Source organism: Pseudomonas sp. CAN1, from assembly GCF_030462585.1.
Taxonomy (GTDB): domain Bacteria; phylum Pseudomonadota; class Gammaproteobacteria; order Pseudomonadales; family Pseudomonadaceae; genus Pseudomonas.
Window position 1 is genome coordinate 128,056 of sequence record NZ_JASMRU010000002.1, and the last position, 13,436, is coordinate 141,491.

Annotated in this window: 10 protein-coding genes; all 10 read left to right on the plus strand. The window is 66.8% G+C overall.

The features are described 5' to 3' along the window. The first annotated feature begins 205 nt into the window (after positions 1-205). Entirely contained in the window at positions 206-3,151 is a 2,946-nt protein-coding gene (gene glnE / locus QO207_RS03530) for a bifunctional [glutamate--ammonia ligase]-adenylyl-L-tyrosine phosphorylase/[glutamate--ammonia-ligase] adenylyltransferase (protein ID WP_301531206.1), read from the plus strand. 275 nt (positions 3,152-3,426) lie between these two features. Beyond that, positions 3,427-4,470: a lipopolysaccharide heptosyltransferase II gene (waaF, locus tag QO207_RS03535; protein WP_301531207.1), complete on the plus strand. Its 1,044-nt coding sequence runs from the start codon at positions 3,427-3,429 to the stop codon at positions 4,468-4,470. After that, positions 4,467-5,540: a lipopolysaccharide heptosyltransferase I gene (gene waaC / locus QO207_RS03540; protein WP_301531208.1), complete on the plus strand. Its 1,074-nt coding sequence runs from the start codon at positions 4,467-4,469 to the stop codon at positions 5,538-5,540. Before waaF ends, waaC begins: the two co-directional genes overlap by 4 nt. After that, positions 5,537-6,658, plus strand: coding sequence for a glycosyltransferase family 4 protein (locus QO207_RS03545; protein WP_301531209.1), 1,122 nt, complete (start codon positions 5,537-5,539; stop codon positions 6,656-6,658). The genes waaC and QO207_RS03545 overlap by 4 nt, the downstream gene beginning before the upstream one ends. Positions 6,659-6,763: 105 nt before the next feature. Beyond that, positions 6,764-7,570, plus strand: a complete 807-nt coding sequence (rfaP, locus tag QO207_RS03550) for a lipopolysaccharide core heptose(I) kinase RfaP (RefSeq protein WP_301531210.1) — start codon at positions 6,764-6,766, stop codon at positions 7,568-7,570. Beyond that, positions 7,570-8,304, plus strand: a complete 735-nt coding sequence (locus tag QO207_RS03555; RefSeq protein WP_301531211.1) for a lipopolysaccharide kinase InaA family protein — start codon at positions 7,570-7,572, stop codon at positions 8,302-8,304. The genes rfaP and QO207_RS03555 overlap by 1 nt, the downstream gene beginning before the upstream one ends. Further along, the gene (locus tag QO207_RS03560) at positions 8,301-9,056 is read left to right on the plus strand and encodes a lipopolysaccharide kinase InaA family protein (RefSeq protein WP_301531212.1); all 756 of its coding nucleotides are present in this window, start codon (positions 8,301-8,303) and stop codon (positions 9,054-9,056) included. Before QO207_RS03555 ends, QO207_RS03560 begins: the two co-directional genes overlap by 4 nt. Further along, positions 9,053-10,531 (plus strand): lipopolysaccharide kinase InaA family protein, encoded by a 1,479-nt coding sequence (locus tag QO207_RS03565; protein WP_301531213.1) that lies wholly within the window; start codon positions 9,053-9,055, stop codon positions 10,529-10,531. Before QO207_RS03560 ends, QO207_RS03565 begins: the two co-directional genes overlap by 4 nt. A gap of 15 nt (positions 10,532-10,546) precedes the next feature. After that, the gene (locus QO207_RS03570; RefSeq protein ID WP_301531214.1) at positions 10,547-12,304 is read left to right on the plus strand and encodes a carbamoyltransferase; all 1,758 of its coding nucleotides are present in this window, start codon (positions 10,547-10,549) and stop codon (positions 12,302-12,304) included. Next, the gene (locus tag QO207_RS03575) at positions 12,288-13,424 is read left to right on the plus strand and encodes a glycosyltransferase (RefSeq protein WP_301531215.1); all 1,137 of its coding nucleotides are present in this window, start codon (positions 12,288-12,290) and stop codon (positions 13,422-13,424) included. Before QO207_RS03570 ends, QO207_RS03575 begins: the two co-directional genes overlap by 17 nt. Positions 13,425-13,436: the final 12 nt, after the last annotated feature.

Genomic DNA, 13,436 nt, shown 5'->3' on the forward strand with positions numbered 1-13,436 from the left:
CCAGTAGATCGTTGCCGATAGCTGCGCCAACCTCGTGGGCGACGCGGCGAATTCTTGGAAGTGCTCCGGGGGTACGCCCGGCGGGTTGTAGTTTTACTACAAATCGCCAGCGGATACATCCCTCCGCCAGAAAAAGTTAGTAGTAAAACTACAGGGGCGCGAAAGACGGGATCGCCGGCGCCTCGCCGACCACTCAGGATAGACCATGAGCCTGCCGTCCCTGGCCGCTTTGCCGGCCACCCTGAAGCCCCTCGCCGAGCGGGCCGAACAGAATTTCCGCACTGCCATCGCCGCGTTTTCTCCCGAGCAGATTGCAAGCTTCGAAGGCTGGTCCGACGAGCGGCACGCCGATTTCGCCCGGGTCACCGCCGGCAGCGATTTCGTCGCCGAGCAGGTCCAGCGTGATCCTGCCTTTCTATTGATGCTGGCCGCGACCGGCGAACTGGAGCGTGGCCTGCAGCCCGGCGAAATGGGCGCGCAACTGGAAGCGCTGCTGGCCGACTGCGCCGACGAGGACGAGCTGGGGCGCCGCCTGCGCCGCTTCCGCCGGCGCCAGCAGGTGCGCATCATCTGGCGCGACCTGACCCGTCGCAGCGACCTGGCCGGCACCTGCCGCGACCTTTCCGACCTTGCCGACGCCTGCATCGACCAGTCCCTGGCCTGGCTCTACCAGCGTCACTGCCAGCAGTTCGGCGTGCCCATCGGCAACCGCTCCGGCCTGCCGCAGAAGATGATCGTGCTGGGCATGGGCAAGCTGGGCGCGGGCGAGCTGAACCTGTCCTCCGACATCGACCTGATCTTCGGCTACCCCGAGGGCGGTGAGACCCAGGGCGCCAAGCGCGCGCTGGATAACCAGGAGTTCTTCACCCGCCTGGGGCAGAAGCTGATCAAGTCGCTGGACGCCATCACCGTCGAGGGCTTCGCCTTCCGCGTTGACATGCGCCTGCGCCCCTACGGCTCCAGCGGCCCGCTGGTGCACAGCTTTGCCGCGCTGGAGCAGTACTACCAGGACCAGGGCCGCGACTGGGAACGCTACGCGATGATCAAGGCCCGCGTGGTCGGCGGCGATCAGGAAGCCGGCCAGCGCCTGCTGGAGCTGCTGCGCCCGTTCGTCTACCGGCGCTACCTGGACTTCTCTGCCATCGAGGCGCTGCGCACCATGAAGCAGCTGATCCAGCAGGAAGTGCGGCGCAAGGGCATGAGCGAGAACATCAAGCTGGGCGCCGGCGGCATCCGCGAGGTGGAATTCATCGCCCAGGCCTTCCAACTGATCCACGGCGGCCGTGACCTCAGCCTGCAGCAGCGGCCGTTGCTGCGGGTGCTGGCGATCCTCGAAGGGCAGGGCTACCTGCCGCCGCAGGTGGTTGCCGAGCTGCGCGAGGGCTACGAGTTCCTGCGCTACGCCGAGCATGCCCTGCAGGCCATCGCCGACCGCCAGACGCAGATGCTGCCGGAGGACGAGATCGAGCGCGTGCGGCTCGCCTTCATCATGGGCTTCGCCAACTGGTCGGCGTTCCACCAGGCCACCAACCAGTGGCGCGACCGCATCGACTGGCATTTCCGCCAGGTCATCGCCGACCCCGACGAGGACGAAGACGGCCAGGTCGACACCACCATCGGCGGCGAGTGGATTCCCGTCTGGGAAGAGGCGGTGGACGAGGAGTCCGCCTGCCGGCAGTTCGCCGACAGCGGCTTCGCCGAACCGGCCCAGGCCTGGAAGCGCCTGACCGACCTGCGCCACGGCGCGCAGGTGCGTGCCATGCAGCGCCTGGGGCGCGAGCGGCTCGATGCCTTCATGCCGCGCCTGTTGAACATGATCGCCGAGCGCGGCCCGGCGGACGTTCTGCTGGAGCGCACGCTGCCGCTGATCGAGGCGGTGGCGCGGCGTTCGGCCTATCTGGTGTTGCTCACCGAGAACCCCGGTGCGCTGGAGCGCCTGCTGACCCTCTGCGCGGCCAGCCCGATGGTGGCCGAGCAGATCGCCCGCTTCCCGATCCTGCTCGACGAGCTATTGAATGAAGGACGGCTGTTCCGTCCGCCGCAGGCCGCCGAGCTGGGCGCCGAGCTGCGCGAGCGGCTGATGCGCATCCCCGAGGATGACCTCGAACAGCAGATGGAAACCCTGCGCCACTTCAAGCTGGCCCACGGCCTGCGCGTGGTCGCCTCGGAGATCGCCGGGACGCTGCCGCTGATGAAGGTCAGCGACTACCTGACCTGGCTGGCCGAGGCGATCCTCGAACAGGTGCTGAGCCTGACCTGGGACCAACTGGTGCAGCGCCACGGCCGACCGACCCGCGTCGACGGCACGCCTTGCGATCCGGATTTCATCATCATCGGCTACGGCAAGTCCGGCGGCCTGGAGCTGGGCCACGGCTCGGACCTCGACCTGGTGTTCATCCACGATGGCGACCCGCAGAGCGAGACCGACGGCGAGAAGTCCATCGACGGCGCGCAGTTCTACACGCGCCTGGGGCAGAAGATCATCCACTTCCTTACTGCGCAGACGCCCTCGGGCATGCTCTACGAGGTGGATATGCGCCTGCGCCCCAGCGGCGCCTCCGGCCTGCTGGTCAGCTCGCTGCGTGCCTTCGAGGTCTACCAGATGGGCGAGGCCTGGACCTGGGAGCATCAGGCGCTGGTGCGCGCCCGCGTGCTCGCCGGCTGCAAGCGGGTGGCCGTGGCGTTCGAGGCGATCCGCGCGAAAGTGCTGGGCCAGCAGCGCGACCTGGCTGAGCTGCGCAAGGAAGTCAGCGAGATGCGCGCGAAGATGCGCGACAACCTCGGCACCCCGAGCACGGCCGCCGGCACTGCGCCGAATGCCTTCGAGGCCGCGGCCCCGTTCGATCTCAAGCAGGACGCCGGTGGTATCGTCGATATCGAATTTATGGTGCAATACGCGGCCCTGGCGTGGTCGTGGCAGCACCCGGAACTGGTGGAGTTCACCGACAACATCCGCATTCTGGAAGCGCTGGAGCGGGTCGGGTTGATGTCCGGCGAGGATGTCCTGAAGCTGCAGGACGCCTACAAGGCCTACCGGGCGGCGGCGCACCGATTGTCCCTGCAGAAGCAGCCGGGCGTGGTGAGCGGCGACCACTTCCATGCGGAAAGGCGCATGGTGATGCAGATGTGGAAGGCCTTCGAGCTGACCTGATTCGCTGCGATTCCCCGTGAAGTAGAAAGCATCCGGCGAGATGATGCTCGCCGGAACGGGTCGCGCTGTCAGTGCTGGGCTGGCAGCAGGAACAAGGCGCGCAATGCCGTTGCGCCAGGTCACAGGGAGTGACGAAAACCGCCCGGCTGCAAGAACGGCTGGGCTAGACTGCCGGCATTCGCTGCTCGGCACCCGATCGCAGAGGCCCGCGCCCTGCGGCTGGATGAATGGAGTACGGGGAGGCGAGAGCCTCCCCGCTTGTTTTCGGAAAAGGCATGAGAATTCTGATCGTAGGCCCCTCCTGGGTGGGCGACATGGTGATGGCGCAGACGCTCTTCCAGTGTCTGAAGCGGCAGCATCCGGACTGCGTGATCGACGTGCTGGCGCCCGACTGGAGCCGGCCGATCCTCGAGCGCATGCCCGAAGTGCGCCAGGCCCTGAGCTTCCCGCTTGGCCACGGCGTGCTGGACATCGCCTCGCGCCGGCGCATCGGCAAGACCCTCAAGGGCCAGTACGACCAGGCGATCCTCCTGCCCAACTCGCTCAAATCGGCGCTGGTGCCGTATTTCGCCGGCATCCCCAAGCGCACCGGCTGGAAAGGCGAGATGCGCTACGGCCTGCTCAACGACATCCGCGCGCTGGATAAAGAACGCTACCCGCTGATGATCGAGCGCTTCATGGCCCTCGCTTTCGCGCCAGGTGAAGAGTTACCGCAGCCTTATCCACAGCCGCGCCTGTCCATCGATCCGCAGAGCCGCGAGGCCGCCCTGGCCAAGTTTGGCCTGAGCCTGGACCGGCCGGTGCTGGCCCTGTGTCCCGGCGCCGAGTTCGGCGAGGCCAAGCGCTGGCCGGCCGAGTACTACGCCAAGGTCGCCGAGGTGAAGATCCGTGCCGGCTGGCAGGTGTGGATCTTCGGCTCGAAGAACGACCATCCCGGTGGCGAAGACATCCGCATGCGCCTGATCCCCGGCCTGCGCGAGGAGTCGGTGAACCTTGCCGGCGAGACCGCCCTGGCCGAAGCCATCGACCTGATGTCCTGCGCCAGCGCCGTGGTCACCAACGATTCCGGCCTGATGCACGTGGCCGCTGCGCTGAACCGCCCGCTGGTGGCGGTCTACGGCTCCACCTCGCCGCAGTTCACCCCGCCGCTGGCCGACGCCGTCGAGATCGTCCGCCTCGGCCTGGAATGCAGCCCCTGCTTCGATCGCGTCTGCCGTTTCGGCCACTACAACTGCCTGCGCGAGCTGAAGCCGCGCCCGGTGCTCGAAGCGCTGGACCGACTGGTCGCCGACCCGGTGGATGTGGAAAGCGCTGAATGAGGGTCCTGCTGATCAAGACTTCGTCCCTGGGCGATGTCATCCACACCCTGCCGGCGTTGACCGACGCCGCCCGCGCCATTCCCGGCATCCAGTTCGACTGGGTGGTGGAGGAGGGCTTCGCCGAGATCCCCGCCTGGCATCCGGCCGTGGCCCAGGTGATCCCGGTGGCGATCCGCCGCTGGCGCAAGAATCTCTGGCAGACCCTCAAGAGCGGCGAGTGGAGCCGCTTCAAGCGCCGCCTGAAAGAAGTCGACTACGACCTGGTGATCGACGCCCAGGGCCTGCTCAAGAGCGCCTGGCTGACCCGCTACGCGCGCCGTCGCACGCCCATTGCAGGGCTGGACAAGGAGTCGGCCCGCGAGCCGGCCGCCAGCCGCTTCTATAACCGTACCTACCCGGTCGCCTGGGGCCAGCATGCCGTCGAGCGCGTGCGCCAGCTGTTCGCCCAGGCGCTGGACTACCCGTTGCCCGCCGGCACCGGCGACTACGGCCTGGACCGCAGCCGCCTGCTGGACGCCGTGGATACCGAGCCCTACCTGGTGTTCCTGCATGGCACCACCTGGGTCACCAAGCACTGGCCCGAGGTCTACTGGCGCGAACTGGCCCAGCGCATGGGCGAGCGCGGCTGGCAGGTGCGCCTGCCGTGGGGCAACGACGCCGAGCGGCAGCGCGCCGAACGGCTCGCCGAAGGCTTGGAAAACGCCTCGGTACTCCCCAGATTAAGCCTCGCAGGCATGGCCAAGGTACTGGCCGGAGCTTCCGCCTGCGTGGCGGTCGACACCGGGCTCGGACACCTGGCCGCCGCCCTGGACGTGCCGACGCTGTCGCTGTTCGGCCCGACCAACCCCGGTCTGACCGGCGCCTACGGGCGCTCGCAGGTGCACCTGGCCAGTGATTGGCCCTCGTGCGCGCCCTGCCTGCAGAAGACCTGCACCTACCAGCCGACGGCCGAAGACAAGCGCCAATTCGACCTGCGGCATGAACAGCCTCTGTGCTTCACGCGCCTGAATCCCCAGCGCGTGGCGAACCAGCTGGAGGCACTGCTGCTGGCCCCGGAGACGCTTCGATGACCCTGGCTTTCGTCCTCTACAAATACTTCCCGTTCGGCGGGCTGCAGCGCGATTTCATGCGCATCGCCCTGGAATGCCAGCAGCGCGGCCACTCCATCCGCGTCTACACGCCAATATGGGAAGGCGAGGTCCCGTCCGGCTTCGACGTGCGCGTGGCGCCGGTGAAGTCGTTGTTCAACCATCGCCGCAACGAGAAATTCAGCGCCTGGCTGCAGGCGGATCTCGCACGTTCGCCGGTGGACCGGGTGATCGGCTTCAACAAGATGCCGGGCCTGGATGTGTACTACGCCGCCGACGGCTGCTTCGAGGACAAGGCGCAGACCCTGCGCAATTCCTTCTACCGTCGCTGGGGCCGCTACAAGCACTTCGCCGACTACGAGCGCGCCGTGTTCGCGCCGGAGTCGAAGACCGAAATCCTGATGATCTCCGAGGTGCAACAGCCTCTGTTCATCAAGCACTACCGTACCCCCGAGGCGCGCTTCCACCTGCTGCCGCCGGGCATCGCCCAGGATCGTCGCGCGCCGGCCAACGCCGGCGAAATCCGCGCCGAGTTCCGCCGCGAGTTCAAGCTTGGCGACGACGACCTGCTGCTGGTGCAGATCGGCTCCGGCTTCAAGACCAAGGGCCTGGACCGCAGCCTCAAGGCATTGGCCGCGCTGCCGCGCTCGCTACGCAAGCGCACCCGCCTGATCGCCATCGGCCAGGACGATCCCAAGCCGTTCCTGCTGCAGGTGAAGGCGCTGGGGCTGTCGGACAACGTGCAGATTCTCAAGGGGCGCAGCGATATCCCGCGCTTCCTGCTCGGCGCCGACCTGCTGATCCACCCGGCCTACAACGAGAACACCGGTACCGTGCTGCTCGAAGCGCTGGTCGCGGGCCTGCCGGTGCTGGTCACCGACGTCTGCGGCTACGCCCACTACATCGACGAGGCGAAGGCCGGTCGCGTGGTGCCGACGCCCTTCGAGCAGGATCGCCTGAACGGCATGCTCCAGCAGATGCTCGAAGATGACGCGGCGCGTGCGGAGTGGGGGCGCAACGGCCTGGCCTTCGCCGACAGCGCCGACCTCTACAGCATGCCGCAGCACGCCGCCGACCTGATCCTGCAGGAGCGCGCATGAAAGCCTTTGCTCTGGTAGGAGCGAGCTTGCTCGCGAATGCTCTCCCTACGAGCCAGGGTGCCATGCGGGTTCGCGAGCAAGCTCGCTCCTACAAAGGCGGTGCCCATGAAGCTTGAGCTGCACGAGCCGTTCAAAACCCTGTGGGCCGGCAAGGACCCGTTCGCCGAAGTCGAACGCCTGCAGGGCAAGGTCTACCGCGAGCTGGAAGGCCGCCGCACCCTGCGCACCGAAGTCGACGGGCGCGGTTACTTCGTCAAGATCCACCGCGGCATCGGCTGGGGCGAGATCGTCAAGAACCTGTTCAGCGCCAAGCTTCCCGTGCTCGGTGCGGGCCAGGAACAGCGCGCCCTGGAACGCCTGCACCAGGCCGGCGTGGCGACCATGACCTCGGTGGCCTACGGCGAGCGCGGTGGCAATCCGGCCAGCCAGCATTCCTTCATCGTCACCGAGGAGCTGGCGCCGACCACCGACCTGGAAGTGTTCTCGCTGGACTGGCTGCAGACGCCGCCCGAGCCGCGCCTCAAGCGCGCGCTGATCGCCGAGGTGGCGAAAATGGTCGGCACCATGCACCGCGCCGGGGTAAACCACCGCGACTGCTACATCTGCCACTTCCTGCTGCACACCGATCGCCCGGTCAGCGCCGATGACCTGCGCCTGTCGGTGATCGACCTGCACCGCGCCCAGACCCGCGACGCCACCCCGCGTCGCTGGCGCAACAAGGACCTGGCGGCGCTGTACTTCTCCGCGCTCGACATCGGCCTGACCCGCCGCGACAAGTTGCGTTTCCTGCGTGATTACTTCGGTAAGACTCTGCGTGACATCCTCCGCGAGGAGGCCGCACTGCTCGCCTGGATGGAGCGCAAGGCGGCCAAGCTGTATGACCGCAAGCAACGTTACGGAGACCTGCTCTGATGGCTGGCTGGGTACTCGAAGCCGACTACCAGCATCTCGCCGCCGATTTCGGCAGCCTGGATGCGGTGTTCGCCGTCGAAGGCGAGCGCATCACCAAGGATGCGATGTCCGACGTCGTGCGCATCGAACGCGACGGCGTGCGTTATTACGTCAAGCGCTATCGCAAGCCCGGCAAGGGCTTTCGCCGTTACCTGCCGCGCCCGCGGGTGAAGGCCGAGTGGCAGAACCTCAAGCAGTTCGCCAAGTGGGGCATCCCCACCGCGCAGGTGGTGGCCTACGGCCTGGAGCGCGTCAACGGCGCCTTCGCCCGTGGCGCGATCATCACCCGCGAGCTGGTCGGCACCGAGGACCTGCACGCGTTGGCCCGCCAGGACGATCCGCGCCTGAAGGATCGCGCCTGGGTCGAGCATGTCAGCCAGCAACTGGCCAACTACACGCGGATCATGCATGACCACCACTTCACCCATAACGACCTGAAGTGGCGCAACATCCTGGTGGACCAGGCCGGCACGGTGTACTTCATCGACTGCCCGATCGGCGGCTACTGGGTCAGCTTCATGCTGCGCTATCGCATCACCAAGGACCTGGCCACCCTCGACAAGGTCGCCAAGTACCACCTTTCCTACACGCAGCGCCTGCACTTCTACCTGCTGTACCGGCGCCGCGAACGACTGAACGAATCGGACAAGAAACGTGTCCGTCAGATCGTGCATTTCTTCGAGGGACGCGAGTGAAGGATTTCATTGCCGAGGGCGACCAGGCCCTGCTGGAAAGCAACGCCCTGGCCGATTTCGATGCCCTGTGGAACCTGCAGCTGGAAGCCGTGGACGAGCCCAACACCGAGCGGGGTGGCTGGAGCAGCGTTTATCGCCTGGAACTGGACGGCACCGCCTACTACCTCAAGCGCCAGAGCAACCACCTGACCCGCAGCTTGAAGCGCCCGCTCGGCGAGCCGACCTTCAGCCGCGAGTTCCGCAATATCCAGCGCTACCACCAGCTTGGCATTCCCTCGATGGAGGCCGCGTTCTTTGGCGCGCGTCAGGTCGGTGGCGAGCGACGGGCGATCCTGATGACTCGCGCGCTGGACGGCTGGCGTGACCTGGACAGCCTGCTGCAGGGCTGGTCGAACCTCGCCGCCGAGCGCCGTCAGGCCATCCTGCGCGCCTGCGGCATGCTCGCCCGCCGCCTGCACGAGGCCGGGCAGATGCACGGCTGCTTCTACCCCAAGCACATCTTCCTGCGCGAAACCGACGACGCCTTCGAGGCGACCCTGATCGACCTGGAGAAGACCCGTTCGCTGTGGTTCGGCCAGCGCGACCGCGTGCGTGACCTCGAACCGCTGCTGCGCCGCGCGCCGGACTGGAACGAAGGCGACGTGCGCACCCTGCTGGCGGCCTACCTCGGTACTGCGGCCAGCGGCCCGGAAGTCGATGACTGGTATCGCCGCCTGGGTGCGCGTCGGAAGAAGAAGGAAAACCGCGCATGAGGCTGTCCGCGCTGCGCGATGCCGGTCGCACGCCGTCGCTGCCGCTGCGCATCGAGCTGGCGGATGGCGCCGGCGCTGCCGAACTGCGCCTGGACAGCCTGCTGCGTGTGCTGCCCGGCCAGCGTTATGTCGGTGCGGCCAATTGGCGCGGCCGCCCGGTACTGGCCAAGCTGCTGGTCGGCGGCCGTGCGGCGAAGCATTTCCAGCGCGAACGCGACGGTGTACGCCTGCTCGCCGAGCAGGGCCTGACCACGCCGGCGCTGCTGGCCGATGGCCTGAAGGACGGCGAGGGCGGCTGGCTGCTCTTCGAATTCCTCGACAACGCCCAGAGCCTGTGGGATGCCTGGCGCGCCGTGGAAGGCGAGCCGGTATTGTCCGATGCGCAGACGGCCGTCATTGCCGAGGCGCTGACCGCCATCGCCCGGATGCATGCCAAGGGGCTGTGGCAGGAAGACCTGCACCTGGACAACCTGCTGCGCAAGGACGGTGAGCTGTACCTGATCGACGGCGCCGGTATCCGTGCGGAAACCCCTGGCCAGCCGCTGTCGCGCAAGCACGTGCTGGAAAACCTCGGGGTGTTCTTCGCCCAGTTGCCGGCCAGCCTCGATCCTTTCCTGGAAGAGCTGCTGATCCACTACCTGCTGGCCAACGGCGAGCACGCGCTGCCGCTGGAAGCCCTGCAGAAGGAGATTGCGAAGATTCGCCGCTGGCGCGTCGGTGACCTGATGAAGAAGATCGCCCGCGACTGCAGCCTGTTCAGCGTGTTCAAGGGTCCGTTCGGCCTGCGCGCTACGCGCCGCGAGGAAGAGGAAGGCCTGCAGCCGCTGCTGGCCGACCCCGACGCCTTCATCGCCAAAGGGCATATCTACAAGACCGGCGGCGCGGCGACCGTGGCGCGGGTCGAGCTCGATGGCCGGCCGCTGGTCATCAAACGTTACAACATCAAGAACCTGCTGCACTGGTTCAAGCGCTTCTGGCGCCCCAGCCGCGCCTGGGCCTCCTGGCGCGAGGGCAACCGCCTGGACTTCCTCGGCATCGCCACGCCCCGGCCGCTGGCGGTGATCGAGCGGCGCTGGCTGTGGCTGCGCGGCCCGGCCTTCCTGATTACCGATTACCTGGCCGGTCAGGATATAATCGCCCGTTTCAAACCCTACCTGGAGCAACCGGGAGGGGGCGGCCTGCCGCCGGAATCGGACCTTGTGGCCCTGGACAGACTGTTCGCGGCGCTGGTGCGTGAACGCATCAGCCACGGCGACCTCAAAGGGCACAACCTGTTCTGGCAGGAGCAGGGCGAAGGCGGGCAATGGTCGTTGATCGACCTTGATGCCATGCAGCGCCACTCGCGAGAAGCGAGCTTCGCCCGCGCCTATGCCCGCGACCGTGCGCGTTTCCTGCGCAACTGGCCGACCAGCAGCGCACTGCACCAGCTGCTCGACGAACGTTTACCGCGGGTGCCTGCGCACCCGCCCAGATGAAAGAGGCTAGACCCTGTGGCATTGACCATCCTCGGCCTGTCCGGCGCCGTAAGCCATGACCCTTCCGCCGCTCTGTACATCGACGGCAAGCTGGTCGCGGCCGTCGAAGAAGAGCGCTTCGTCCGCGACAAGCACGCGAAGAACCGCATGCCCTACGAGTCGGCCAAGTTCTGCCTGGAGCAGGCCGGGATCAAGCCGTCGGACGTTGACGTGGTGGCCATTCCCTTCGCCCCCATCAGCATCTTCGACAAGGCCCGCTGGCACTACGCCAAGCGCTACGCCTATGCGCCGGACCGGGCACTGGACGCCATCCTGCTCGGCAACCGCCGCTACAAGCGCTACTACAAGCGCATCGAATGGTGCCTGCAGCAGCTGGGCTTCGACCTGAAGAAAACCAAGATCCAGCCGGTCGAGCACCACCTGGCCCACGCCTCCAGCGCCTACCACTGCTCGGGCTTCAAGGAGAAGACGGCGATCCTTGGGATCGACGGCAAGGGCGAGTACGCCACCACCTTCTTCGGCTACGGCGAGAACGGCAAGATCCACAAGATCAATGAGTTCTACGATCCGGACTCCCTGGGCGGCCTGTACGGCGCGCTGACCGAATACCTCGGCTTCGACATGCTCGACGGCGAGTTCAAGGTCATGGGCATGGCGCCCTACGGCGATGCCAGCAAGTACGATTTCTCCCGCCTGGCCAAGTTCGAGAACGGCGAGCTGATCATCAACACCGAGTACGCCAACGTCATCGGCTTCCGTCGCTACAAGGAAAAGGGCAAGGGTTACTACTTCTCGCCCAAGCTGATCGAGTGGCTCGGCCCGAAACGTGAAGGCGACATCGCCGACGATCCGTACATCCACTACGCCGCCAGCATCCAGGCACTGTTCGAGAAGCTGTCGCTGGAGATGATGGATTACTACCTGGGCGACATCATCCGCGAGACCGGCAAGATCGCCTTCGCCGGCGGCTGCGCGCTGAACGTCAAGCTCAACCAGAAGATCATCGCCCGTCCCGAGGTCAAGGAGCTGTACGTGCAGCCCGCGGCCAGCGACGCCGGCACCGCGGTTGGCGCGGCAGCCTATGTGTCGTGGGAGCGTGGCGTACCGGTCGAGAAGATGGAGCACGTCTACCTCGGCCCGGAATACAGCAACGAAGACGTCATCGCCGCCTGCGCCCGCCACGAGGCCAAACCGACCTGGCGCAAGATCGACAACCTCTCCGAGCTGATCGCCAAGGTGCTGGTGGACGGCAACCCGGTGGCCTGGTTCCAGGGCCGCCTGGAGTTCGGCCCGCGCGCCCTCGGTGGCCGCTCGATCATCGGTTGCCCGAGCGTGCCCGGCGTGGCCGACCGCATCAACGCGCAGATCAAGTTCCGCGAGCGCTGGAGGCCCTTCTGCCCGTCGATGCTGGATACCGTCGGCCCGCAGATGTTCAAGATCGACCACCCGGCGCCGTTCATGACCTTCACCTTCGAAGTCAACGAAGAGTGGAAGACCCGCGTGCCGGAAGTCGTCCATGAAGACGGCACGTCCCGCGCCCAGGTGCTCAAGCGCGAGTTCAACCCGCGCTACTACGACATGATGAAGGAGCTGGAACGCCTCACCGGCAACGGCGTGGCGCTCAACACCTCGCTGAACCGCCGCGGCGAGCCGATGGTCTGCTCGCCCACCGACGCCCTGAACATGTTCTACGGCTCGGACCTGCAGTACCTGATCATGCAGGACATCCTCGTGGTCAAGGATGGCGCGGAGCCCTATGACTCGCTCGGCTGAACCGCGCGTCCTGCAGTTCTGCCACGGCTATGACGGGCCGTTCCTCGACTGTGCCCGTCAGTACGCCAGTCTGTTCGCCGGCACTGGCTACCGGGTCACCACGGTGTTCCTCACCGGTACGCCCGACCCGGAAGTGGCCTCCGGCTGCGCCAGCGACGAGGTGCTGTTCCTCGACTACAGCTCGCGGGATATCCGCGGGCTGAAGCTCAGGGCGATCCGCGACCTGCGTGAGATCGCCCGTTCGCGCGACTTCCGCTTCTGCATCGCGCACCGCTTCAAGCCAACCTGGATCGCCATGCTCGGCACCAAACTGCCGATCATTGGTGTGCACCACGGCTTCGGCGATTTCCAGCGACTGGGGCGCAAGCTGTTCGCGCGCTTCTTCGCTGAGCGCCTGAGCCTGCTCGGCGTGTCCAAGGCCGTGCGCGACGAGATCCGCGCCTGCCTGCCGGCCTGGCCGCAGGAGCGCATCGAGACCCTGTACAACCGTATCGACGTCGACGCCCTGCAGGCCGAGCAGCTTGACCGCTACCCGGCGCGACAGCACCTGGGGCTGGCCGACAACGCCTGGGTGGTCGGCAACGTTGGCCGCCTGCATCCGGACAAGGACCAGGCGACCCTGCTGCGCGGCTTCGCCCAGGCCCTGCCGCGCCTGCCGCACAACAGCCTGCTGGCGATCCTCGGCAAGGGCCGTCTGGAAGAGGACCTCAAGGACCTCGCCCGCGAGCTGGGCATCGGCGAACGCGTGCTGTTCCTCGGCCAGGTACCGGATGCTCGGCGCTACTTCAAGGCGTTCGACGTGTTCGCCCTCACTTCCGACCATGAGCCGTTCGGCATGGTCCTGCTCGAAGCCATGGCCGCCGGCGTGCCGGTGATCGCTACTTCCGGTGGTGGCGCGAGCGAGGTGGTCGAAGGCGTCGGCATCCTCTTCCCGCTGCGCGACGAAAAGGCCCTGGCCGAAGGGCTCGGGCACATGGCCGCGCTCGATCGCGGCCAGCGCGAGGCCTGCGAGCGGCTGATGGACGAGCGTCTGCGCACCTGTTTCTCCGACGATGCCGTGCGCCGCGAGTTCTGGCGCCTGCCCGGCGTGCGCGAGCTGGCGAGTGGTCCGTCCGAATAAAGTGCCCGCTGG

Bases quoted from the DNA above. Each gene is read 5' to 3' on its own strand.
- glnE (WP_301531206.1), top strand. From the start codon at position 206: ATGAGCCTGCCGTCCCTGGCCGCTTTGCCGGCCACCCTGAAGCCCCTC.
- waaF (WP_301531207.1), top strand. From the start codon at position 3,427: ATGAGAATTCTGATCGTAGGCCCCTCCTGGGTGGGCGACATGGTGATG.
- waaC (WP_301531208.1), top strand. From the start codon at position 4,467: ATGAGGGTCCTGCTGATCAAGACTTCGTCCCTGGGCGATGTCATCCAC.
- QO207_RS03545 (WP_301531209.1), top strand. From the start codon at position 5,537: ATGACCCTGGCTTTCGTCCTCTACAAATACTTCCCGTTCGGCGGGCTG.
- rfaP (WP_301531210.1), top strand. From the start codon at position 6,764: ATGAAGCTTGAGCTGCACGAGCCGTTCAAAACCCTGTGGGCCGGCAAG.
- QO207_RS03555 (WP_301531211.1), top strand. From the start codon at position 7,570: ATGGCTGGCTGGGTACTCGAAGCCGACTACCAGCATCTCGCCGCCGAT.
- QO207_RS03565 (WP_301531213.1), top strand. From the start codon at position 9,053: ATGAGGCTGTCCGCGCTGCGCGATGCCGGTCGCACGCCGTCGCTGCCG.
- QO207_RS03575 (WP_301531215.1), top strand. From the start codon at position 12,288: ATGACTCGCTCGGCTGAACCGCGCGTCCTGCAGTTCTGCCACGGCTAT.